Annotated in this window: 20 protein-coding genes; 16 read left to right on the top strand and 4 right to left on the bottom strand. The window is 60.2% G+C overall.

From position 1 onward, the window contains the following. Nucleotides 1-32 precede the first annotated feature (32 nt). From tssI to E4P32_RS05410, 6 genes are all read left to right on the top strand, one after another. Nucleotides 33-2,594 carry a type VI secretion system Vgr family protein gene (tssI, locus tag E4P32_RS05435; RefSeq protein ID WP_116432899.1) on the top strand — a complete coding sequence of 854 codons (2,562 nt, stop codon included), beginning with the start codon at nt 33-35 and terminating at the stop codon, nt 2,592-2,594. Between the two features lie 14 nt (nt 2,595-2,608). Continuing rightward, the gene (locus tag E4P32_RS05430) at nt 2,609-3,385 is read left to right on the top strand and encodes a DUF4123 domain-containing protein (RefSeq protein ID WP_116432900.1); all 777 of its coding nucleotides are present in this window, start codon (nt 2,609-2,611) and stop codon (nt 3,383-3,385) included. A gap of 83 nt (nt 3,386-3,468) precedes the next feature. Beyond that, entirely contained in the window at nt 3,469-4,065 is a 597-nt protein-coding gene (locus E4P32_RS05425) for a DUF3304 domain-containing protein (RefSeq protein ID WP_116432901.1), read from the top strand. Beyond that, nucleotides 4,062-5,036: a DUF3304 domain-containing protein gene (locus E4P32_RS05420; protein WP_116432902.1), complete on the top strand. Its 975-nt coding sequence runs from the start codon at nt 4,062-4,064 to the stop codon at nt 5,034-5,036. Before E4P32_RS05425 ends, E4P32_RS05420 begins: the two co-directional genes overlap by 4 nt. After that, complete coding sequence (locus tag E4P32_RS05415) at nt 5,033-6,829, top strand: DUF2235 domain-containing protein (RefSeq protein ID WP_116432903.1); 1,797 nt, start codon at nt 5,033-5,035, stop codon at nt 6,827-6,829. The genes E4P32_RS05420 and E4P32_RS05415 overlap by 4 nt, the downstream gene beginning before the upstream one ends. A 38-nt stretch (nt 6,830-6,867) precedes the next feature. After that, nucleotides 6,868-7,128: a PAAR domain-containing protein gene (locus E4P32_RS05410; protein WP_116433892.1), complete on the top strand. Its 261-nt coding sequence runs from the start codon at nt 6,868-6,870 to the stop codon at nt 7,126-7,128. A gap of 214 nt (nt 7,129-7,342) precedes the next feature. On the opposite strand, the gene E4P32_RS05405 is transcribed toward E4P32_RS05410, so the two are convergent. Genes E4P32_RS05405 through E4P32_RS05395 form a run of 3 tightly spaced genes read right to left on the bottom strand, consistent with a single transcriptional unit; the run spans nt 7,343 to nt 10,121 of the window. Beyond that, nucleotides 7,343-8,365, bottom strand: coding sequence for an ABC transporter substrate-binding protein (locus E4P32_RS05405; protein WP_116432904.1), 1,023 nt, complete (start codon nt 8,363-8,365; stop codon nt 7,343-7,345). A gap of 44 nt (nt 8,366-8,409) precedes the next feature. After that, complete coding sequence (locus tag E4P32_RS05400) at nt 8,410-9,282, bottom strand: ABC transporter permease (RefSeq protein ID WP_116432905.1); 873 nt, start codon at nt 9,280-9,282, stop codon at nt 8,410-8,412. A gap of 59 nt (nt 9,283-9,341) precedes the next feature. After that, nucleotides 9,342-10,121: an ABC transporter ATP-binding protein gene (locus E4P32_RS05395; protein ID WP_199525605.1), complete on the bottom strand. Its 780-nt coding sequence runs from the start codon at nt 10,119-10,121 to the stop codon at nt 9,342-9,344. A 185-nt stretch (nt 10,122-10,306) separates the two neighbouring features. On the opposite strand from E4P32_RS05395, the gene E4P32_RS05390 reads away from it, so the two are divergent. From E4P32_RS05390 to E4P32_RS05345, 10 genes are all read left to right on the top strand, one after another. Next, nucleotides 10,307-11,017 (top strand): response regulator transcription factor, encoded by a 711-nt coding sequence (locus tag E4P32_RS05390; RefSeq protein ID WP_116432907.1) that lies wholly within the window; start codon nt 10,307-10,309, stop codon nt 11,015-11,017. After that, nucleotides 11,014-12,393, top strand: a complete 1,380-nt coding sequence (locus E4P32_RS05385) for a sensor histidine kinase N-terminal domain-containing protein (protein WP_116432908.1) — start codon at nt 11,014-11,016, stop codon at nt 12,391-12,393. Before E4P32_RS05390 ends, E4P32_RS05385 begins: the two co-directional genes overlap by 4 nt. A gap of 165 nt (nt 12,394-12,558) precedes the next feature. Continuing rightward, a complete protein-coding gene (locus E4P32_RS05380) occupies nt 12,559-13,302 on the top strand; it encodes an ABC transporter substrate-binding protein (protein ID WP_233526610.1) in 744 nt (247 codons plus the stop codon). A gap of 95 nt (nt 13,303-13,397) precedes the next feature. Continuing rightward, nucleotides 13,398-14,618 carry an MFS transporter gene (locus E4P32_RS05375; protein ID WP_116432910.1) on the top strand — a complete coding sequence of 407 codons (1,221 nt, stop codon included), beginning with the start codon at nt 13,398-13,400 and terminating at the stop codon, nt 14,616-14,618. Next, nucleotides 14,615-15,244, top strand: coding sequence for a LysE family transporter (locus tag E4P32_RS05370; protein WP_233526560.1), 630 nt, complete (start codon nt 14,615-14,617; stop codon nt 15,242-15,244). Before E4P32_RS05375 ends, E4P32_RS05370 begins: the two co-directional genes overlap by 4 nt. A gap of 262 nt (nt 15,245-15,506) precedes the next feature. Further along, nucleotides 15,507-16,838, top strand: coding sequence for an EAL domain-containing protein (locus E4P32_RS05365; RefSeq protein WP_116432911.1), 1,332 nt, complete (start codon nt 15,507-15,509; stop codon nt 16,836-16,838). 78 nt (nt 16,839-16,916) lie between these two features. Then, nucleotides 16,917-18,563, top strand: coding sequence for a PAS domain S-box protein (locus tag E4P32_RS05360; RefSeq protein WP_348533503.1), 1,647 nt, complete (start codon nt 16,917-16,919; stop codon nt 18,561-18,563). Beyond that, complete coding sequence (locus tag E4P32_RS05355; RefSeq protein ID WP_116432913.1) at nt 18,560-19,210, top strand: response regulator transcription factor; 651 nt, start codon at nt 18,560-18,562, stop codon at nt 19,208-19,210. The genes E4P32_RS05360 and E4P32_RS05355 overlap by 4 nt, the downstream gene beginning before the upstream one ends. 250 nt (nt 19,211-19,460) lie before the next feature. Beyond that, on the top strand, nt 19,461-19,670 hold the full coding sequence (locus E4P32_RS05350) for a hypothetical protein (RefSeq protein WP_135008706.1): 210 nt from the start codon (nt 19,461-19,463) through the stop codon (nt 19,668-19,670). A 72-nt stretch (nt 19,671-19,742) separates the two neighbouring features. After that, nucleotides 19,743-20,642 carry an NAD-dependent epimerase/dehydratase family protein gene (locus E4P32_RS05345; RefSeq protein ID WP_116432915.1) on the top strand — a complete coding sequence of 300 codons (900 nt, stop codon included), beginning with the start codon at nt 19,743-19,745 and terminating at the stop codon, nt 20,640-20,642. A gap of 72 nt (nt 20,643-20,714) precedes the next feature. Here E4P32_RS05345 and E4P32_RS05340 read toward each other — a convergent pair whose 3' ends face one another. Further along, a complete protein-coding gene (locus E4P32_RS05340; protein ID WP_116432916.1) occupies nt 20,715-22,040 on the bottom strand; it encodes an extracellular solute-binding protein in 1,326 nt (441 codons plus the stop codon). Between the last annotated feature and the right edge of the window lie 16 nt (nt 22,041-22,056).

Raw genomic sequence — 22,056 nt, 5'->3', positions numbered from 1 at the left:
TCCTCTGACATCCATTCGCTAACGGAGCATTCATGGCCTTGCTTACCCAATCGCGCGCCCTGAGCGCCAGCAGTACCGCTATCCCCGAGATCATGGGCCAGCCTGCCTTGGTGCCGGTAAAGTTGTCTGGTACTGAAGGCCTCAACGGTCTGTTCGAATATCACCTCGATCTCAAGACGCCCGACGGCCTGAACCTGATTCCTTCGCACGCCGCCAACTTCAAGCTTAACGACTTCATAGGCCGCGAACTGACCGTCAAGATCGAACTGGAAGGCAATGGCAGTTTTATCTCAGGGGTTGCCGGAGGCAGTAGCGTCAATTCTGGCGCCGGTATCCGCGAGATCACCGGCCTCATCACCGACGCCGCCTTACTCGGTGAATCCGGCCGCTTCGTGCACTACCAGCTGGCCCTGCGTCCCTGGCTGCATCTCGCGACCGAGAACAATGACTGTCGAATTTATCAGGACAAAACCGTCGTCGAGATCCTCGATGCATTACTGGGCAAGTACAGCTTTCCGGTCGACAAGCGCTTCATCGATACGTACCCCAAACGCGACTACCAGACCCAGTTCAACGAAAGCGACTACCACTTCTTCTGCCGCCTGTGCGAAGAATGGGGCATCAACTGGTTCTTCGAGCACAGTGACGGCAAGCATCGCCTGGTCCTGATCGACAACATGGGCGCGCACAAAAAGAATCCCAGCGCCGCCTACCAGCAGATTCCCTTCTATCCCGAAGGGCACAAAATCGACGCCGAATACGTGCATCGTTTCACGCCAACAGAACGCATAACTTCTGGCAGCTACGTTACCCGCGACTACGACTACACCCGTCCTAAAGCCGATCTGACCGTCAAGCGCAGCGACCCAAGACCAACTGCGCACAACCAGCAGGAAGTGTATGAATGGCATGCCGACGCCCACTACAGCCAGCCCAAGGCAGGCGTCGACAAAGACGGCAACGATTCGGCGGAAGAAAGTAAATTCATTGCGCGCATGCGCATGGAGTCATTGCGCCAACGCGGCCACCACGCCCAAGGCAGTGGTCACTTGCGCGGCATAGTGCCCGGCTGCACCTTCGCATTACAAAAGCATCCGCAACATGCCGCCAACACCGACTACCTCATCATCAGCACAAGCTTACTGATCGAAGAGGTCGCCCAGGCAAGCCAGTCGCCGGGGGCAGCGGTCACCAATGCGCTCAATCCGCTGGCGCAAAGCTACAAGGTGGAACTTGACTTTGATGTGCATCTGCTCAAGGAGCAATGCCGGCCAGAGCGTCGTACCCTAAAACCATTTACACGCGGCCCACAAACCGCACTCGTGGTTGGCCCCGAAGATCAGAATATCTGGACCGACCAGTACGGCCGCATCAAGGTGCAGTTTCCGTGGGACCGGCTTGGCCAGAATAATCAGAACAGCTCTTGCTGGGTGCGCGTGTCCAGTCCTTGGGCGGGTAATCAGCTAGGCGGCATACAACTGCCGCGCATCGGGCAGGAAGTCATTGTCGATTTCATCGGCGGCGATCCGGATCTGCCGATCTGCACCGGGCGCGTGCATAACCAGAGCAATTTGCCGCCGTGGAGCTTGCCGGGGCAAAGCGCGCTATCGGGATTCCGTTCCAGAGAACTGACCAAGGACGGCGGTAATGCTACCGGCGGCAGATCCAATCATCTGATTCTCGACGACACCGAGCAGAAGATTCAGGCGCAGCTCAAAAGCGATCACTTGCACAGTCAACTAAGCCTCGGCCACATTACGCGTATTGAAGATAACCAAGGGCGCAAAGACGCTCGCGGAGAAGGTTTTGAACTCAGGACAGACGGCGCCGGCGCATTGCGTGCCGTCGAAGGCATCCTGCTCAGCACTAACGCCCGCCTCAAAGCCGCCGGCACCATCAACGACTACACGGAAATCATCGCTGATCTGGAGCAAGCGCTTGCCATCGCCAAGCAGCTTGATCCGGACGACTATGTCCCACACAGCGCAGCTCAAGACATCCAGCCCCAACAAGACCTGACGCAAGCCGTCACGGCTCAGCACGACAACGGTCAAGGCAAACAGAGTGGCGGCCAACGCGTGATCGCTATCAGTTCACCTGCAGGTATCGCCAGCGCCACGCCCAAGGATCAACTCCACTACGCCGGCCGGAACATTGACACTGTCGCGGGCAACAACCAGCAGCACTACGCGATGGGCGACATCTTGCATACCGCCGGCAACAGCATCCATGAATTCGCCCACGACGGCGATATCCGCAACATCGCCAACAAGGGAAAAGTCGTCTTGCAGGCGCAACACAACAGCATGGAATTGACGGCCGATGACAGTCTCACCATGACCTCCACCGAAGATGGCATCGTGTTTCAAGCCAAGGATTACATCATGCTCAGGTCAGGCCAGAGCTTTCTGAAAGTCACGGAGCAGGATATCACCGTAGATGCACGCACAATCAACGTACAAAGTGATTGGCCTCACATCTCCCCGGCCAAGGGCGGCACAGCGGCGATCCCGGAATTCAGTCAACAGAAGGTCTGTATCCCCTGTTTGCTGTCCGCAATCAAAACCGGTGCCCCGTTTTCCAAATCACTGTAACCGAAGAGCGAGTCATGACTTTTTCTTTTGCCCTGATGCATGCCGGCATGATAGGCGGCATTACACCTAACGATCCCGCGCAATGGCCATCCTGGTTATCTCCCCTGTACCAAGATGAGGCCGCGCACCTGGGCCCTATTGTGGCCGATATGCAAGCTGCTGAACAAAGCGGTCAAGCGGAAGGACTCCGTGGCTTGCTGGATGCCATGACGCCAAGACTGCACGTCTCTTTTATCGATACGGGATTGCCTTTGACGAAGCTAGTGCAGCACCTGCGTCAGTTTGCATTTTTTAACATGGAAGACGGCAACTATTACGCCCTCAGCCTCGCCGATTGTCGCGTCCTTCCTGAACTGGCCCGGATTTTCACCCCATTGCAATGGGGTGCGTTAACACATCCTTTTTCGCGCTGGCAGATACATCTGCGGCATGGAGAGCTCGCCGTTCTTCCATCACAATCTGCAGATCAAACAGCGGCGACAACGCCACTCACACTGAGCAACGCTCAGATTGACGCCTTGGTGGATGCTGCCGAAGCCGATCATCTGATTGGCAATCTGACGCAAGCCACTTCAAACGCCTTGCCCGGCAACGCCGCAGATCACTACCGCTGGGCGCAAGCTGCGATCAGCGCATGGCAACGCGCCGGACAGGCAGACCGTACGGTGCTAGCCGCATTGACGGCGGCGATGTTCCGCACGCGGGGGAAATTATTTGAGCGGATCGAATCCGGCTCACTACTGGCAGGCTCTGACGGTGAAGCTATCTGCCAGGCCTTGGGCAACACATAGGTTACCGCTTGTATTTCGACCGCCTCGTAGTATTTCGAAAGCCTGTTTTGACGCTTGATGTATTTCACTCAAGGAGTTTGAGAATGCGGTTTTACTCTGTATCACGTCATGTTCTGGCCGGCTTGCTCGGTCTTGTTCTTGGTAGCTGTGCGTTACCAAGAACGTTTACGCCGGTACAAATAGAAGGGGTGCAGCATCTGGGCCCGGACTACAACATTTCGCAGTTTTATATTGATGGTGCCAGCGGTGGCAATGTGGGACGTGGTGGTGGTGGCGGTGGTGGGCCATGTTGTGCCAACCTACCTGACAAATGGTACCCGGGCATGAAGTCGGTGGTGCGGTGGAGTGTAGGCGACTGGAGTCAGGAAAACCGTGCAGAAATTGAAAAGGGTAATTACCGCAGCGTTAAATCAGGTGGAGCATTCAAAGCCACCGTACCGATAGAAAAGTACGATCAAATTGGTCGTGTCTACGTCCATTTTTTTCCGGGTGGCAAAGTGCGGGTAGTAGTTGCTACGGCGGGATCAACAAACAAAGATCATCCTATTCCCTACGGTCTGCACGATGACGACACTGCCACAAAGGGAGTGGAAGTGGAGACGCTGTTTACCAAGGAAGAATTGGAAGAAAGAGATCGGCAAGACCGGGAATACAAAAAGAAACATGGAGACTGGCGATGAGCGAAATTGAGCACGAGGATAAGCGCCCGCCTTACGAATCACCTGTACAGGGCGTCGTGTCAGCGGCATCTCAAGCGCCGACCGATGGCTTGTATTGGCAATCGTGGAAGAAAGATACGCACGACCCGCGTAGCGGTCCCTTGCAGATCAACCTTGGCCTGTTCTTTGACGGGACCGGCAATAACGAAAACAAGATAGGGATAAATTCAAGCATACCAACGTTGTGCGGCTATGAGACGCCTACAAAGAGCGGCCATCAGAAGGCTATTTCTGTACCTACATCCCCGGCGTCGGCACGCCCTTCCCCGAAATTGGCGAAATGGAGGCCAGCAAGGTCATTCTGTCTTCACCCAAAGGAGTTTGAAATGAAGTTTGATGCGGTTTTACGTTATGTTCTGGCCGGCTTGCTCGGTCTTGTTCTTGGTGGCTGTGCGTTACCAAGAACGTTTACGCCGGTACAAATAGAAGGAGTGCAGCATCTGGGCCCGGACTACAACATTTCGCAGTTTTATATTGATGGTGCCAGCGGTGGCAATGTGGGACGTGGTGGTGGTGGCGGTGGTGGGCCATGTTGTGCCAACCTACCTGACAAATGGTACCCGGGCATGAAGTCGGTGGTGCGGTGGAGTGTGAACGACTGGAGTCACGAAAATCGTGCGCAAACCAGTAAGGGCGATTACAGCAGCTTGAAATACGGCGGTACATTAAAAGCCACCGTACCGGTAGAAAAGTACGACCACACGGCCAATATTTTTGTGCATTTTTTTCCGGGTGGCAAAGTGCGGGTGGTGGTTGGCGTGTATGACTTGCAGCGCATACGCCCCCCCGCCCAGCAACAAGATCCGAACTGGAAGCCCATTGACGAAGCCACCCAGGGCGTAGAAGTCGAGGCTTTGTTCACCAAGGAAGAATTGGAAGAAAGAGACCGGCAAGACCGGGAATACAAGAAGAAACACGGAGACTGGCGATGAGCGATATTGCGAGCGAAGACAAGCGTCCCGCCTACGAACCACCTGTACAGGGCGTCGTACCAGCGGCATCTCAAGCGCCGACCGATGGCTTGTATTGGCAATCGTGGAAGAAAGGTACGCACGACCCGCGCGGCTGCCCCTTGCAGGCCAACCTTGGCCTGTTCTTTGATGGCACGGGTAATAGTGAGAAACAGGATCGCGATAAGTTCAAGCACACCAACGTCGTGCGGTTGTGGGATGCTTATCGCAAAGAACCTGAACATGGTTACTACCATACCTACATCCCTGGCGTCGGCACGCCCCTCCCCGAGATTGGTGAAATGGAGGCCAGCCCCAAGTTCGGTGGTGGCATGGGCTATGGCGGCGAAGAACGTATCCTGTATGGTTTGCTGACGGTGTTCAATGCGATTCATTTGCGAGCTTATGGGCCAGATCAGCCATTTTTGACCACCGACCAAATCAGGGCCCTGTGCCGCAGCGGCCCCGTTCCCTACAAAGAAGACGAGTCCAGTCTGTACGGTGTAGGTCTCGGGCGAGGATTTCAGACCACCATCATCGAAGACCGCACGACGGTGCGTCGTAATCTGTTTCGTATCTTGTCGGCATTGCTGCAAACGAAGCTGGAACACGCCCCCAGCAAACCTGTTGAACTGGCCATCGATGTGTTTGGTTTCTCACGTGGGGCCACACAGGCGCGGGTGTTCTGCACCTGGTTGCAAGCCATGCTCAATGCCCAGGGCGAACTGGCCGGTGTGCTGATCCGCCTGCGCTTTCTGGGCATCTTCGACACTGTGGCCTCGGTCGGCAAAGGGGTGGTGCTCAATTCCGATGAGACGGACGGACATGACAACTGGGCAGAAGTGGCTGATGTGCGTATCGCCGCGCTGGTGGAAAACTGCGTGCACTTTGTCGCCATGCATGAGCCGCGCAAGAACTTTCCGCTCGATCTGGTCAGTACGCCCGTCAATCCCAAAACCCGGCTGGTGCAGTGTGCCTATCCCGGCAGTCACAGCGATGTCGGCGGCGGCTATCGGCCACGCGAGCTGGGCATTATCGGCGACGCCACTGCAGACGAACTCAAACTCGAACACCCCGCACACTGGCAGGCGCTGGATGCGATGAAGCTGTCGCAGGTACCGCTGAACCATATGCTGGAATGTGCAATGCGTTGCCAGGTTGCGGTTGACAGGCAACTTGCTGTCAGACAGTTAAGTGAAACCATACGCGACGACCCCTTCACCATCGACCCGCGCCTGCAACAGGCATATGACAGTTTCTTGCAGTTGCAAGGCACGCGGGCGCGGCCGGTCTGGGAGTGGCATCTGCCGTATCTGCGCTGGCGCTGGGAATGGCGCATGCATTATGAGGACCTGTCGCAGGTGGCGTATGCCTCGCCGGATGAGCGCAAGTGGTTGCTGGCGGCTAACCAGAAGCTGGTCTACGATACCGGACGCTTGAAGCATTTTGGCAAGACCGATATCGCCGCCAGAGAAGCGTTTCGCCGCCGGGTATTGCACTGGTCACGGGCGAAGACGCATGATCAGGAACAGAACGATGAGCAACTCAAAGGTCTGGACCGTGAAGCGGAAGGCGTACTGGCTGAGGTGGAAAACGCCGTAGAGTCGCCGTCTGCGCTGTCACGTTTTTTCGGCCGTTACGTGCACGATTCCTACGCGGGATTCTGGCCGTCGGTTCCTGAAATCACGGGTTATTGGCGCTGTCGCAAGGGCTTTTATGGCAGCAAGGATGCCACTATCGTTCAACGACATAAGGATGGGCAGCAGGTCGCCTGACGCGGTTTTGATAACTTATTCAAGAAAGGATGAACACCATGTCACGTTCCATTTGTTGCCAGGGAGATCTGCTCGATCACGGCGGTACGGTGATTGTCGTCAGCGGAACATTGAATATCGACGGTCGTCGCAATGCGAGGATTGGTGATACCGTGCTTTGTTCGAAGCACGGTGTCAATCTCATCGTTCAGGGAGATGGCAGCTTGATGGATGAGGGTGTGCCGGTGGTATTGCACGGTCATCTTTGTGCATGCGGTTGCCGTGTCATGGCGTCGTCGAAGCTTGTCGTCGCAGCATGACAATGAGGCAGGCGGGCTACCTCATTCGAAATTGAAACCAGAAAACATGCCGCCCTGATAGACAACAACCAGGCAGGCAGGACCCGCCTTATGACGATTCCATGCCGGACATCTTTCGAATAGCGCACTTTGAGGCGTCGACATGAAAAACGGGGAGGCACATGGTGCACTCCCCGTTTTTCTCGTCAACTACGACCTGCGACTTGGCCTTTGCTTAACTACCCTTGCGCGTCTTGAACGCCGGCACGAACAGATCGGACCAGACCGCAGGCTTGGTCTTGATGGTGCCGGCCTTGTCCATGAACACCACGTATTGCATGATGTCTTCCGGCGTGGTGATGAATTGCGTGTCCGGATCGGCCAGCATCTTCTCGACTTCATCCTGCGTCAGCTTCATCTTCGACACGCGCAGGAACGTCTCGGCAGCGCCCTTGCGGTTCTTGGCGATGTAGGCGTTGGCTTCTTCCTGCGCTTCCATGAAGGCTTGTGTCAGCTTCGGATTCTTTTCGGTGAACTGCTTGAGCGCGAATACCACGTCGATGGTGATGTGGCCCAGCACTTCCGACGAATTCAGCACGCGGCGAATCTTCGGATCCTTGACTTCCTGGTACGAGAACGGCGGCGAGGTGAAGTGGCCGGTGATCTCGGTCTTACCGGACAGCAGCGAACCGAGCGCTTCCGGATGACTCAGGCTGACGGTCAGCGGATCGAGTTTGGCGTAATTCTCGATGCCGAAGGTCTTGGCCACGGCCATTTGCAGCAGCACCGCCGACAGCGAGGTCTTGATGCCGGGGATGGCGATCTTGTCCTTGGAGGTGAAGTCCTTGAGCGACTTGACGTTCGGGTTATTGGTGTTGAGCCACAGCGGCGAGGTGCTCAGCGCGCCCAGGCCGGTCACTTCCGAACGCGGGATGCCGCGCGCCTTCGACCACAAGGTGATGAAGCCCGGCGCGCCGGTGCCGGCGATGTCCAGGTTGCCTGCCAGCATGGCGTCGTTGATGACATTGCCGCCGTCGAGCAGCACCCAGTTGGTCTTGACGTCGCCCAGGCCCGCCGCCTTGGCGTGCTTCTCGATCAGGCCCTGGTCGCGGATCACCATCAGCGGCAGGTACAGCAAGCCGTAGCCGTGCGACAGGCGCACCACAGGTGCTTCGGCGCGGGCCGGAATACTTGCGGCCAGCATGGACAAGCCCAGGGTTGCGGCCGTCATCAGTTTGGAAAAATGTCTGCGTTTCATTCTGTCTCCTTGGAAGGTGTCGATTTATATCGTTTTTTTTGGAATCAATGCTGCATGCCCCAGCGGCGGATGGTGCGTTTTTCTATCTTGGCAAAAATCATGTTCTCCACAAACAAACCGATGATGATCACGAAGAACAGGCCCGAAAACACGTTCGCGGTCTCCAGCTGATTGCGGTTTTCAAAGATGTACCAGCCCAATCCGCCGGTGCCGGACGATACGCCGAACACCAGTTCCGCCGCGATCAGCGTGCGCCAGGCAAACGCCCAGCCGATCTTGAGGCCGGTGAGGATGCTCGGGAATGCGGCCGGGATCAGGATGTAGCGCACCAGCGCAAAACGCCGCAGGCCGTAGTTCTGCCCGACCATGCGCATGGTGGCGGACACCGAGCGAAAACCGGCGTGGGTGTTCAACGCCACCGCCCACAGCACCGAATGCACCAATACGAAAATGATGCTGCCGGTGCCGAGGCCGAACCAGATCAGCGCCAGCGGCAGCAAGGCGATCGCCGGCAGCGGGTTGAACATGGAAGTCAGCGTTTCCAGGAAATCGTTGCCGATGCGCGAGCTGATCGCCACCGTGGTCAGCAAGCCGGCCAGCAGGATGCCGAGGCTGTAGCCGATCAGCAGCGTCTGCAGCGAGACGGCCGCGCGTTGCAGCAGCACGCCGCTGCTGATACCGCTCATGAAGGCGTGCAGGGTTTCGCTGAAGCTGGGGAACAGCAGCGAGTTGTCGAGCCAGCGGCCGTAGACTTCCCATACCAGCGCCAGCACCAGCAGGATCGCGGTCTTGCGGATCCAGCTGATGCGGTAGATGGCTTCAAAGGCCGACAGCGGGCGCTGGACTTCCGCGACGGCGTTGCGGTTCGGCTCGACGACGATTTCCGGACGCACGAAGAGTGTGCTGTTCTTGGTCATGACGGTGTCTCTTTCTTTGTATTTGTTGGTCAGCGCGGATCAGTTCGGATCAGTGCAGATCAGTGAGCAAACAGCATGTCGTTGATGCGCTGTTCCAGCTGCGCCTGGCTGGCGGTGCCCATCTCTTCCGGCGGGATGCTGTTGAGTTCCGCTCGGACCTGGCCCGGATGCGGCGACAGCAGCAGGATGCGGGTGCCGATGCGGATCGCTTCTTCGATCGAGTGGGTGACGAACAGCACCGTGAAATTGGTGTCGTCCCACAGGCGCAGCAACTCGTCCTGCATCTTGCGGCGCGTGAGCGCGTCGAGCGCCGCGAACGGCTCGTCCATCAGCAGCACGTCCGGCTCCATGGCCATGCCGCGCGCAATCGAGACGCGCTGCTTCATGCCGCCCGAGAGCGTGTGCGGATAGCTGTCGATGAACTTGGCGAGACCGACTTTCTCGATGTAATACGCGGCGCGGTCGGAGGCTTCCTTGCCTTGCAGGCGACCGCTGGCGTGCAGCGCGAACTCGACGTTCTGGCGCACGGTTTTCCACGGCAGCAGCTGGTCGAACTCCTGGAACACCATCATGCGGTCCGGACCGGGCTGGGTGACTTCCCGGCCCTTGAGGCGGATCTTGCCGCTGGTCGGCTGCAGGTAGCCGCCGATGGCCTTGAGCAAGGTCGACTTGCCGCAGCCGGACGGGCCCAGCAGGATGTAGCGGTCGGACGGATGGACGTTGAAGCTGACTTGCTGCGTTGCAGTAACGAGCGAGTCGGAGGTCTTGTATTGCAGGGTGACGTTGTCGATCTCGAGCAAAGGCTTGGACGGATCGACAGGCGTGACGGAAGACTGCAGCGCAGCGGCTTGATCGTTTTTCACAGAATCTCCTGTAGGCTTTTATAAGTTCTGTGAAGGATGCTAATCTCGCAAGCTGTAACGAAACTGACATACACACGAGTATCGGCTGCGATATCTTGCGGATATCGAAAATACACTAGATCCTGCCAACAAACTCGCTCCATTACGACGGATTCCTCATCATGCGCATACTCCTGGTCGAAGACACGGCCGACGTCGCCGAAGCGATCGTCGCCCACCTGTCGCGCATCGGCCACACAGTGGACTGGCAAAGCAAGGGCAACGACGCCGCCCGGCTGGTCACCGATCCTTACGACCTGATCATCCTCGACGTCATGCTGCCGCAGCAGGACGGTTTCTCCCTGCTCACGCGCGTGCGCGAAAAAGGCCTGTCCACGCCGGTGCTGATGCTGACCGCCTGCGCCGAAATCGAAGAGCGCGTGCGTGCACTCGACCTGGGAGCCGACGACTACCTGATCAAGCCTTTCGACTTCCGCGAGCTGGAAGCGCGCATCCGCGTCCTGCTGCGCCGCAGCGGTGGTGAGGCCACCAACCTGCTCAACTGCGCCAACCTGACCATCGATCGCAAGAGCCGCACGGCGGTGCTGGACGGCCGGCCGCTGGAACTGACGCGGCGCGAAGTCACCCTGCTCGAAATCATCGCGGCGCGCCCGGGCCGCATCTTCGGCAAGGATGAACTGATCGACCGGCTGTTCAGCGTCGACGACACGCCCAACGCCAACACCGTCGAGCAATACGTCGGCCGCCTGCGCAAGAAGCTGGCCGGCGCCGGTTTTGAAATCCGCACCCTGCGCGGACTCGGCTACCAGCTGGTGCTGCTGCCGGCGGGTGCCACTGCCACCACCACCGCCTCGACGCTTCCGCCACCATGATCGTCGCCGGCCGCTCGCTCTATACGCGCCTGGTGATGCGCGTGGGCATCGTGCTCAGCATCAGCTCGGCGGTGCTGCTGATCGCCATCTGGATTTCCACCCAGCTGGCGGCCAACGAAGCCTACGACCGCATCCTGTCCGGCAGCGCCCTGCAGATCGCCGAAAACACCTGGTACCAGAACGGCGCCGTCAACGTAGACGTGCCGCTCGCGGCATTTTCGATGCTCACCGCCGGCGACCAGGTGTTCTATGTCGTGATCGATCCCGATGGCCGCACCGTCGCGGGCGACCCGGATTTCAAGCCCGAGATTCCCTGGAACAAACTGGAAGACGGTCCGCTGCTGCAGGATGGCGCCTATCTCGACACGCCCGTGCGCATGGCCGTCATCGGTCGCCGCATGCCGGTGGCGGGCGATCATCCCTGGGCCGTGATCGTGCTGGCGCAGACCAACAACGCGCGCATGTCCTTCGCCAAGAGCGTCGGTACGCGCGCCCTGCTGGTGATCCTGGCGATGGGTGTGCTGACGCTGATTGCCGCCATGTTCACGCTCTACCAGGCGCTCTCGCCGCTCAAGAAAATCGAAGCCGCAATCCGCGAGCGCGACCTCAACGACCTGTCGCCGCTGTCGATTACGGTGCCGGTCGAGACGCATGCACTGGTCAGCTCGATCAATGCGTTCATGCAGCGGCTGGCGGTGCATCGCGCCACCATGCGCCGCGTGATCGGCGACGCGGCGCATCAGTTGCGCACGCCGGTGACGGCGCTGATTTCGCAGATGGAATTGCTGTCGGCGCAGCATGACGACGAAGGCCGCCGCCATCATCTGGACCGCCTGCGCACCCGCACCCGCCAACTCGGGGCACTGGTCAATCAGCTGATCAACCATGCGATGGTGCAGCACCGCAGCGATACCGCCGCACCGGAAAGCATCGACCTGGCCCAGCTTGTGCGCCAGGAAATGGCCGACATGCTGTCGCATCAGGAGCGCCTGCTTGACCTCGCCATGGAAGCGCCCGAGCAACCCTGCCTGATCATGGGCGACGCCATCAGCCTGCGCGAAGCGGTCAAGAACGTGCTCGGGAATGCTTTGCAATACGGCGCCGCCAGCTTCCTGCACGTGCAGCTGGAACGCAAGGAGGCGCAGATCGAACTGCGCGTCATCGACGACGGCCCCGGTATTCCGGAAGCCGACTGGGAACGCATCCGCAAGCCATTTTCCCCACGCAGCGGCGAACGCATGGGCGCGAGCCTGGGACTGTCGATCGTCGAAGAAGTCATGCGCGCGCATGGCGGCCAGTTGCGCTTCGGTTATAGCGGCGCGGGCAGCTTCATGGTGGTGCTGAGCTTTCCCGCGCAGTCGGACGGCCCGGCATAAAATACAAAACAAATTCCAGACGAGAAGAAAAGCAATATGAAAACATCATCATCGATCACCACCCGCATGCCGGCAGCGTCGCTGAAATATCTGCTGCTGTCCGCGCTTATCCCCTTGAGCTTCACCCTCAATCCAGGCGCACACGCGCAAACATCAGGAGCCGCCATGCAGCAAAAAAGCCAACAGGAAAACGCCGCCCTCTTTGCACCCGGCGGGACCCTGCGCGCCTCGATCAATCTCGGCAATCCGGTGCTGGCCAGCCTGGATGCGAACACCGGCAAACCGGTCGGCGTCTCGGTGGACCTGGCGACAGAACTGGCGCGGCGTCTCGGCGTGCCCCTGCAACTGGTCGCGGTCAAATCGGCCGGCGCTTCGGTGGAAAACATCGAGCAGGACAAGGCCGACATCGGCTTCTTCGCAGTCGATCCCAAGCGCGCGCAAGAGATCAGTTTCACCGGCCCGTACGTCCTGATCGAAGGCTATTACGCCGTGCGTACGGCTTCGCCGATCACCAGCAATGCCCAAGTCGATCAGCCCGGCATCACCGTCGCGGTCGGCAACGGCAGCGCCTATGACCTGTTCCTGACGCGCGAACTCAAGAGCGCGACGATCGTGCGGATACCGACTTCGCCGGCTGTCGTCCAAGGCTTCCTCGACCAGAACCTGAGCGTGGCGGCGGGCGTCAAACAGCAACTTGAACACGATGCCGCCAAGGCCGGCGGCCTGCGCATCCTCGACCAGCGCTTCATGGTGATCCGCCAGGCCATGGGCGTGCCGAAAGCGCGCGGTGAAGCTGCCGCAAGCTATCTCGCCGATTTCGTGGAAGACGTGAAGGCCTCCGGCTTTGTCGCCGCTTCACTGGCGAAGCACAAGATTGAAGGTGCGCTGGTGGCCAAACGTGGTGACTAAGCGCGGCGACTGAGTGCGCTCGGCAGGAATCTTCGTGCGCTAGTAAACTGGCGACATTCCGCTCCCTCCATTCTTCCGCTCGCCGCCAGGCAAACATGAATGAACTGAATATCGCCACGACGTCCCGCGATTCCGACCTTCCGGATGACGGCGCACGCCGTCGCCGCTCGCTGATCGCCGCCTGCAGCGCGCATGCCGTGCACGACGGCCTGACCGACGTCATCTATGTCTTGTTGCCGATCTGGCAATCGCAGTTCTCGATCAGCTACGCCATGGTCGGATTGTTGCGCGGGTCCTATTCCGGCATGATGGCCGGCTTTCAATTGCTGGCAAGCCGCCTGGCGCGGCGCTGGGGCCGTGAACGCATGCTGATCGGCGGCACCGCGCTGGCCGGATGCGCCTACCTGATCGCCGGCCAGGCCGGCGGTTTGTCCGTCCTGCTTGTGGCACTGCTGCTGGGCGGACTCGGCGCCAGCACCCAGCATCCGCTGGCGTCGTCGCTGGTGACCGATGCGCACGAACACGGCGGCGGCGTCAAGGAAGCGCTGGCGCAATACAACTTTGCCGGCGACATCGGCAAGACGCTCATTCCCGGACTGGTCGGACTCTTGCTGGTAGTGGTCAGCTGGGAGACCAGCGCGACGCTGATCGGTCTGCTCGGCCTGGCTGCTGCGGCCATGCTGTGGTGGTTGATCCCGGCGGGCAGCGACGCCACCTCCATCAAAACAAAGACAGCCCGCACCGTCACCGGCGCCGGCTCACCGGGCGGCCTGCTCGCCCTGCAATTCACCGGCACACTGGACAGCGCGGTGCGCATGGGTTTCCTGACTTTCCTGCCGTTCCTGCTGAAAAGCAAAGGCGCGGGCACTGCCGGCATCGGCATCGCGTTGTCGCTGCTGTTCGTCGGCGGTGCTTTCGGCAAACTGCTGTGCGGTTACCTGGGCGCTCGCATCGGCATGATGAAGACCGTCTGGCTGACCGAGTCGGCGACCGCCTTGCTGATACTGGCGGCGATATGGTTGCCGCTGTCCGGCCTGATGCTGATGTTGCCGCTGCTGGGACTGGCGCTGAACGGCACTTCCTCCGTGCTGTACGGCGTCGTTCCGGAGCTGGCCGGACCGGACAAGCGCGACCACGCGTTCGCGCTGTTCTACACCGGCACCATCGGCGGCGGCGCGCTGGCGCCGGTCTTGTTCGGCTATCTCGGCGACGTCGCCGGCATCCCCGTTGCGACCATGACGCTGGCGGCACTCCTGCTGCTGACGCTGCCCTTGTCGTGGCGCGTGCAGCGCGGTCTGGATACGGCCAAGCCATGAATTCCGAGCTGATGACCCATGCACTGCAATTGCTGGCCATCACCGGCATACTCTTCCTCAGCGTCCTGAGTCCCGGTCCGAACTTCGCGCTCGTCACCTCGACCGCCATGACGGTATCGCGCCGCGCCGGCATCCTGACCGGTCTCGGCCTGGCGGCAGCTTCCTGCACCTGGGTGCTGCTGGCGGTCGCAGGCCTCGGTCTGATCACCACGCATTTCCCGCTGGTCCACACCGCCGTGCAAATCGCCGGCGCCGCCTATCTGATCTGGCTCGGCGTCAAGATGGTGATGGGCGCGGCCAAGCCCTTGAAGAAGTCCGCCGGCGGTAATGCCGACGGCATGGCGGCAGCGCGCAAGGCCTTCCTCGTGAGCATGACCAATCCAAAATCAATCGGCTTCTACGGCAGCATTTTCACGGTCATGGTGCCGTCATCCGCCCCGCTCTGGTTCTACGCCGCCATCGTCGTCATGGCGACACTGGTGTCGGCCGGCTGGTATTGCGGATTGGCGGTGCTGTTCTCGCATCGGGCGGCGCTGCGCATTTATGCCAGGGCCAAAACCGCCGTCGAGGCGACCATGGGCCTGCTGCTCATCGCCCTTGGCGGCAAGCTTCTCCTCGGCCGCTGAAAGAAGAATCCCCTCCTGCTGTCCCCCTCGCTATATCCCGATTGCACGCATGCAATCAAGGTTTCCCGACATACAAAGCCAAATCACGTTGCTATAGTTGCCCGAGCACAAGTCCATCCCCACGACACCATCGCCCGGGAAAGCGATTGCTTTGACGACCGACTCCGTCTACCGAAGCGCGTTGCAGGACTTCATGACTGCCGAAGATGCATTGATATCGCACTCCAACAACACCTAAAAGCGAATGAGGAAGGACGGGCATATGGCTGCAGCAGCATTGAACAGGGAGGTTCAGTATCTGGGCGCGAAGGATTTTTTCCTGGCGCGTCAACCGGTGCTGAACATCCGGCAAGAGTTGATCGGCTACGAACTGCTGTTCCGCAACAGCTCGGCCAATTACGCGACCGTTACCGATGACGCCGCAGCGACCGCCGCCGTCATCGAGCACGCCGCCGAACTCGGCCTGCACAATGTGATCGGATCGCTGGTGGCGTTCATCAATGTCGACGCCGCCATCCTGCTGAGCGACGCCATCTACGTGCTGCCCAGGGAGCACGTGATCCTGGAGATACTCGAGACCGTCGAACTGACGCTGCCGCTGATGCAACGCATCGAGGCGCTGTCCGAGGCCGGGTATATGTTCGCCATCGACGACGTCGTGCAGGAGTCGGACCGCACCGACCTGCTCATGCGCGTGGCCGGCATCGTCAAGGTGGATGTGCTGGACATGCCTGACGATGAACTCGCGACACTCAGCCACAGCCTGCGGCAAAAGGGCAAGAAGCTGCTGGCCGAGAAAGTGGAAACCTCGGAGAAGTTCAGGCTTTGCAGCGAATACGGATTCGACTATTACCAAGGTTATTATTTCGCCCGGCCCGACGTGCTGCACGGTAAAAAACTGAACGCCTCCAGCATCCTGATCATGCAGATACTGGCGCTGGTCATCAAGGGCGCCAACAACTACGAGATCGTGCGCTTCATCAAGAAGGACATCGCACTGAGCCTGATGCTGCTGCGTCTGGTGAACACGCCGATGTACGGTTTCCGCCGCCATATCGCTTCGCTCGGCCAGGCGCTGCTGGTGCTCGGAGACCGTCAGCTGAAACGCTGGTTGCAGATCCTGCTGTACGCCAATCCGGACAACGGCCGCAACGCGTCCTCGCCGCTGATGATCCTGGCGGCCACGCGCGGCAAGCTATGCGAACTGCTGGCGCAAAAGGTCCAGCCGCGTCGCTCCAGCCGCTCGGACACCGCATTCATGGTCGGCGTGCTGTCGCTGACTGACGCCCTGCTGAACCAGGACATCGCCGACATCCTCGCCCAGATCGGCGTGTCGATCGAAGTGCGCGAGGCGCTGCTGTCGCGTTTGGGATTCTATGGCGGCCTGCTGCAACTGGCGGAGGCCAGCGAAAAACCCGAGCTGCTGAGTGCCGCGCGGCGCACCGAATTGCTGGCCGAGTTCCAGCTTTCCGCCGACGAGTTTTACAGCGTGCAGAAAGAAGCCTTCGAATGGGGCGACAGCATTTCCGAAAACATGGGCATGGGTGCGCGCAGCGCACAACCGGTTGACGGTCTGCATTCGTTATCGGATTGACATGATGGTATTTTTTCAAACCGTACGAAAGCGCCCGGCTCTGCGGTATGCTGACGCACAAGAAAAACTGAATAAAACATGGGTCGCGTCGAGACCGCAGATCCAGCCTTGAAAACTCCTGCATCACAAAAAACAAAAACGATCCTGACACGCGAGATGAACAGTCTGAGTTGCACACCGGCAGATGACGATTGCCTTAAAAAAAATGACCTCTACCGGGCGCTGGTAGATGCGTTTACGGACGGCATTGTCATGCAGCATGCGGACGGCTCGGTGTTCGATTGCAACGGCGTCGCCGAAAGCATTCTTGAATGCAGCAAACAGCAAATGCAGGAAATACAAGGCGTCGCCGCCCTGCTCCATACCCGCAAGGCCATGCGCAGCGACGGCACTTCGTTCGCCGATAAAGATTATCCGATGGTTGTCGCACAGACAACGCAGCAGCCGGTCAGCAATATCATGATGGGCATGACACGGCAGGACGGACGCTTCTGCTGGCTGGAAGTCAGCGCCAGTCCGATCATGGTCAATCGCGGCGCCGGCTGCATCGGCGTGGTCACCTTCCTGCGCGAAATCACCGAGCGCAAAGAAGCGGAAGAAGCGCTGGAAAAGCGTCACCACGAACTCGAAAAAGGCATCTTCAAACGCACCGCCCAGCTGGAGTTCACGCTGGGCCAGCTCAAGCTCGCCGTCAGCGCATCCAATACCGGGCTGTGGAACTGGAACCTGCGCACCGACCATTTCTACTTCTCGCCGGAATGGAAGCGGCAGATCGGCTACGCCGATCACGAAATCGACGACGGCATGGAGGAATGGACCGCACGGCTGCACCCCGACGACGTCGAGCGCGCCGTAACGCTGACGCGTGCTTACCTGGCCTCGCCGCAGGAGTCGCTGGAAATCGAATACCGCATGCGTCACCGCGACGGCACCTTCCGCTGGATGCTGTCGCGCTCCATGGCCATGCTCGATGAAAACGGCAAGGCGATCCTGCTGCAGGGGTCGCACGTCGATATCACCGAACGCAAGCAGTCCGAAGAAAACCTGCTGGCGCTGACGCGCGAACTGCGCGACGTTTCGCGCGAGCTGGCTCGAGTGGAAGAAGCCGAGCGACGGCGCTTTGCCCAGGAGCTGCACGACACCATCGGCTCGGCCCTGGCGGCATTGAGCATCAACATGACCATCATGAGCGGAGAAATTGCCGGCGCCAATGACCATCCGTCGGCCGGCATGGCCGCGCGCCTGAAGGATTCCATCGTGCTGCTGGACGACACCACCGACGCCGTGCGCCGACTCATGGCCGAGCTTCGGCCGCCGGTGCTGGACGACTACGGCCTGGAAGCCGCGCTGCGCTGGCAGTGCGAATTGTTTGCCGAGCGCTCCGGCTTCCGGTTTACGGTGGATGTCTACGGCATCGCCGACCGGCTGGAGCCGGAGCTGGAAATTTCGCTGTTCCGCATCGCCCAGGGCGCCATCACCAATATTGCCAAACACGCACGCGCCACCAATGTCGAGGTCATGCTCAACATCCTGCCGACCTCGGTGACGCTGACGATCATGGACGACGGCGTCGGCTTCGTCCTCAACAAGCAGCGCGACCACAAGCTGAAACCGACCTGGGGCCTGGTCTCCATGCGCGAGCGCGCGCAAGCCCTGGGCGGCCACCTGAAGATCATCTCCGAGCCCGGCAAGGGCACCTGCATCGAAGTGGCGGTGGAACTGTGACCGCGCCGATCCGCATCTATATCGCCGACGACCACACCATCGTGCGCGACGGGCTGGCGGTGATGCTGCAAGTGCACAGCGACATCACCGTGGTCGGCTCCGGCAGCGACGGCCGCCAGGCCGTCAAGGAGATCGAGCAGCTGCATCCCGATGTCGTCATCATGGACATCGCCATGCCGAACCTGAACGGCATCGAGGCGGCGCTACTGCTGCGCGACGTGGCGCCCGCCGTCAAGACCATCATGCTGTCGATGTACGCCACCAAGGAACACATCTTCCGCGCCCTGCAGGCCGGCGCGCGCGGTTACCTGCTGAAGAATTCGGCCGGCTCCGAACTGGTCAATGCCATCCGCATCGTGCAGAGCGGACAACGCTATCTGAGCCAGAAGATCTCCGACACCGTGGTCGACGACTACCTGCTGGAGAGCCGCGCCGCCGGACCGTTGGACGCCCTGAGCACGCGCGAACGGGAAGTGCTGCAACTGGTGGCGGAAGGCCACTCCAGTGCGCAGGTAGCGGCCATGCTGTCGCTCTCGCCCAAATCAATCGAAACCTACCGCAGCCGGCTGATGCAAAAAATCGGTGTCAGCGACCTGCCCAGCTTGGTCAAATTCTCCATCCATCATGGGCTGATTTCGCTGGAATAAATCCCGGCCGAAAATTGCATTAAAGCATCAAAATAATCCACCGCATTTGTACGATTCTCCCGACATATTTTCTTTCTCATCGGCACTACCATCATCGCAGTCCGCGCCGTTCCGCCTCATCACCGCGCGCGACGCCGGCCCAAGGCGATCCACCCGATCCGCTGCGCGTCTCCGCCCCATCCGGGCGACTGATCCGCATGCATGACAACGCCGGCATACCTGACCGATATTCATGCCGACGGATGGAAAAATGCGATCACTATTTGGCCTGTTGCTGGTGCTGCTCTGCTTGGCAGGATTAAGCGGATGCGAGCGAACGCCGCTGGAGCGACTCGTCTACGAACACGCCCGTGACCAAGCCCAGGTGAACGCTGCCAATTTCGAACGCAACAAGGGAGCCCGCGAACGCCAGCAACTGGCGTTGCGCCGTCAATTCGGTTCGGACGACGACGGCGACTGATACCACCTTGCCTGCCCGGGCATCCGCGCGCAAAACGCGTTACAGTTCCGCATCGGATACCGGGGAAATCACATGAAAGTCTTTATTACGGGCGCGACCGGCTACGTCGGCGGCTCGATTGCAGTCCACCTGATCAAAGCCGGCCACAGCGTGCGCGGGCTGGTGCGCGACATGCGCAAGGCCGACGCACTGACGCGGCTGGGCGTGGAAGCGGTCCAGGGTGATCTCGACGACCGCGACGTATTGATTCGCGAGGCGCGTGCCGCCGACGCCGTCATCAATTGCGCCAGCAGCGACCATCGCGACGCCATCGAAGCGCTGATTGAAGGACTTGCCGGTAGCGGCAAACCCTTGCTGCACACAAGCGGCTCCAGCGTGATCGGCGACGCCGTCGCCGGCAACGCACTGAATCCGACCATCTTCGACGAAGAGACGCCGCTGGTGGTCGATGAAGGCAAGCGCTCCCGCTACGAACTTGACCGGCGCATCCTGTCGGCCGAAGGCGTGCGCGGCGTGGTGATCTGCAATACGCTGATCTACGGCAAAGGCCTCGGCCTGCAGCCGCACAGCGTGCAGATTCCGGCGCTGGTGGACAAGGCCGTGGCCAGCGGCGTGGTGCGCATCGTCGGTCGCGGCGTCAATCGCTGGTCGACCGTGCACATCGAAGATTCCTGCGCGCTGTATCTGCTGGCATTGGAAAAGGCGCCCGCCGGCGCCTTCTATTTCGCGGAAAACGGCGAGTCCTCGTTCGCCGACATCGGCGCCGCGCTCAGCAAGCGCCTCGGCATCGCTACCGTCGAGAATCTCAGCGAAGAACAAGCCATCGCCATCTGGGGCGTCGCCCGCGCCCGCTATTCGCTCGGCTCCAACAGCCGTGTGCACGCCGTCCGCGCGCGCAAGGAACTGGGCTGGCAGCCGCAGCATGCGTCCGCCACCGCGTGGATCGAGAATGAGATGGACAAGCCGGCCTGACCGGCGTGACTGGTGTGACTGGTGTGACCACTTCGGCGCTTGCCGCAACGGCCACACCTCCTTACTTCAGGGTCAGGTCTTGTAGAACCGCTTGGCGCGCTCGGCCGCCCGGTCGATGGCTTGCTGGACGGTCTTCGATCCGCTGGCCGCTTCCGCCACCATGTCGACCAGCACGTAATCGGCCAGACAGGCCGCCGACGCTTGGCCCAGCGGGCCTGCGTGGCCGTGGTCCAACATCAGCGAGGCGGCGTCGCGGTAAGGCGTGGCCTTGGGGTCCGCCGTCCAGACCGGATTCTTTTCATAGGCCTTGAGCGGCTGGCTGACGTAGCCGATGGCCGCCTTCATCCACGGATTGAACTGATCCGGCTCCATCATGAATTGCAGGAAAGCCTTGGCCGCATTGGGGTACTTGGTGTGCTTGAACGCCATCATCTGGGTCAACTGCATCAGCTCGGTCGGCTTACCCGAGACGCCGATCGGATAGTGCGTGTGCTGGGTGTCCTTGGCCAGCTCCAGCAGCTTCGGATCGGTCGAATTCTTGGCGGCGTAGTAGATCGAGATGCCGTTGTTGGTCAAGCTGACCTGGCCGTCCAGATAGGCCTTGTTGTTGGACGGATCCTGCCAGGACAGCGTGCCCTGCACCATGGTCTGATACAGCTGCTTGCCGTATTCAAGGGCGGCGCGGGTTTCGGCCGAGTTGATGACCACGCTGCCGTGCTCATCGACCAGCTTGCCGCCATGCGCCCATAGCAGCCAGTGGGCGTAGTTGTTGGCGTCGCCGACCGCCTTGCCGTGGGCGAAGCCGATCGGCGTGTTCTTGGCCTTGAGCGCCTGCGCCATCTTGAGGAAACCGGGCAAGTCCTTCGGCACCGCCTCGAAACCGGCGGCCTTGAGCTGGCTGTCGCGATACACCAGGCAGATGCCGATCACGCCCAGCGGAATGGCGATCCACTTGCCGTTGCTCTTGCCGTATTTCTGGAACACGTCGTACCAGCCGCCATAGCGGCTGCCGAGGGAGTTGGCCAGGTCGCTGACGTCGAGCAGCTTGGTCGGATACTGGTGCGGGTCGTCGAACCAGCCCAGCACGATGTCGGGACCGCTGCCGACGTTGGCCGCCACCGCCGCCTTGGGCCGCACGTCCTCAAACCCTTCGCTGTCGGTGCGCACCGGGACGCCAGTCAGCTCGGTGAATTTCTTGACGTTCTCGTTCCACAAATCCTCGTCGCCCTGGACGAAGCGCTTCCAGCGCAAGACGCGCAGGGTCGCGCCTTTTTCTATCGGGTAATCGATGCCGCCGGGTGCGGTGGGCGCGGCGAACGCCGCACCTCCCACGGTCGAGGCGGCGGCAGCCGATGCTGCGCCGGCGATCAGAAATTCGCGTCTGCTTAACTTCGTCATGTCTCCTGCTCCTTCT

The sequence above is a fragment of the Herbaspirillum sp. 3R11 genome (genome assembly GCF_004563925.1).
Classification (GTDB): Bacteria; Pseudomonadota; Gammaproteobacteria; order Burkholderiales; family Burkholderiaceae_D; genus Herbaspirillum.
Note: the sequence above shows the minus strand (reverse complement) of the source record. Positions and strands in the feature narration are given on the sequence as shown.

Coding starts and splice junctions, on each gene's coding strand:
- tssI (WP_116432899.1), top strand. CDS start 33: ATGGCCTTGCTTACCCAATCGCGCGCCCTGAGCGCCAGCAGTACCGCT.
- E4P32_RS05430 (WP_116432900.1), top strand. CDS start 2,609: ATGACTTTTTCTTTTGCCCTGATGCATGCCGGCATGATAGGCGGCATT.
- E4P32_RS05425 (WP_116432901.1), top strand. CDS start 3,469: ATGCGGTTTTACTCTGTATCACGTCATGTTCTGGCCGGCTTGCTCGGT.
- E4P32_RS05420 (WP_116432902.1), top strand. CDS start 4,062: ATGAGCGAAATTGAGCACGAGGATAAGCGCCCGCCTTACGAATCACCT.
- E4P32_RS05415 (WP_116432903.1), top strand. CDS start 5,033: ATGAGCGATATTGCGAGCGAAGACAAGCGTCCCGCCTACGAACCACCT.
- E4P32_RS05410 (WP_116433892.1), top strand. CDS start 6,868: ATGTCACGTTCCATTTGTTGCCAGGGAGATCTGCTCGATCACGGCGGT.
- E4P32_RS05405 (WP_116432904.1), bottom strand. CDS start 8,365: ATGAAACGCAGACATTTTTCCAAACTGATGACGGCCGCAACCCTGGGC.
- E4P32_RS05400 (WP_116432905.1), bottom strand. CDS start 9,282: ATGACCAAGAACAGCACACTCTTCGTGCGTCCGGAAATCGTCGTCGAG.
- E4P32_RS05390 (WP_116432907.1), top strand. CDS start 10,307: ATGCGCATACTCCTGGTCGAAGACACGGCCGACGTCGCCGAAGCGATC.
- E4P32_RS05385 (WP_116432908.1), top strand. CDS start 11,014: ATGATCGTCGCCGGCCGCTCGCTCTATACGCGCCTGGTGATGCGCGTG.
- E4P32_RS05380 (WP_233526610.1), top strand. CDS start 12,559: ATGCAGCAAAAAAGCCAACAGGAAAACGCCGCCCTCTTTGCACCCGGC.
- E4P32_RS05375 (WP_116432910.1), top strand. CDS start 13,398: ATGAATGAACTGAATATCGCCACGACGTCCCGCGATTCCGACCTTCCG.
- E4P32_RS05370 (WP_233526560.1), top strand. CDS start 14,615: ATGAATTCCGAGCTGATGACCCATGCACTGCAATTGCTGGCCATCACC.
- E4P32_RS05365 (WP_116432911.1), top strand. CDS start 15,507: ATGGCTGCAGCAGCATTGAACAGGGAGGTTCAGTATCTGGGCGCGAAG.
- E4P32_RS05360 (WP_348533503.1), top strand. CDS start 16,917: ATGGGTCGCGTCGAGACCGCAGATCCAGCCTTGAAAACTCCTGCATCA.
- E4P32_RS05350 (WP_135008706.1), top strand. CDS start 19,461: ATGCGATCACTATTTGGCCTGTTGCTGGTGCTGCTCTGCTTGGCAGGA.
- E4P32_RS05345 (WP_116432915.1), top strand. CDS start 19,743: ATGAAAGTCTTTATTACGGGCGCGACCGGCTACGTCGGCGGCTCGATT.
- E4P32_RS05340 (WP_116432916.1), bottom strand. CDS start 22,040: ATGACGAAGTTAAGCAGACGCGAATTTCTGATCGCCGGCGCAGCATCG.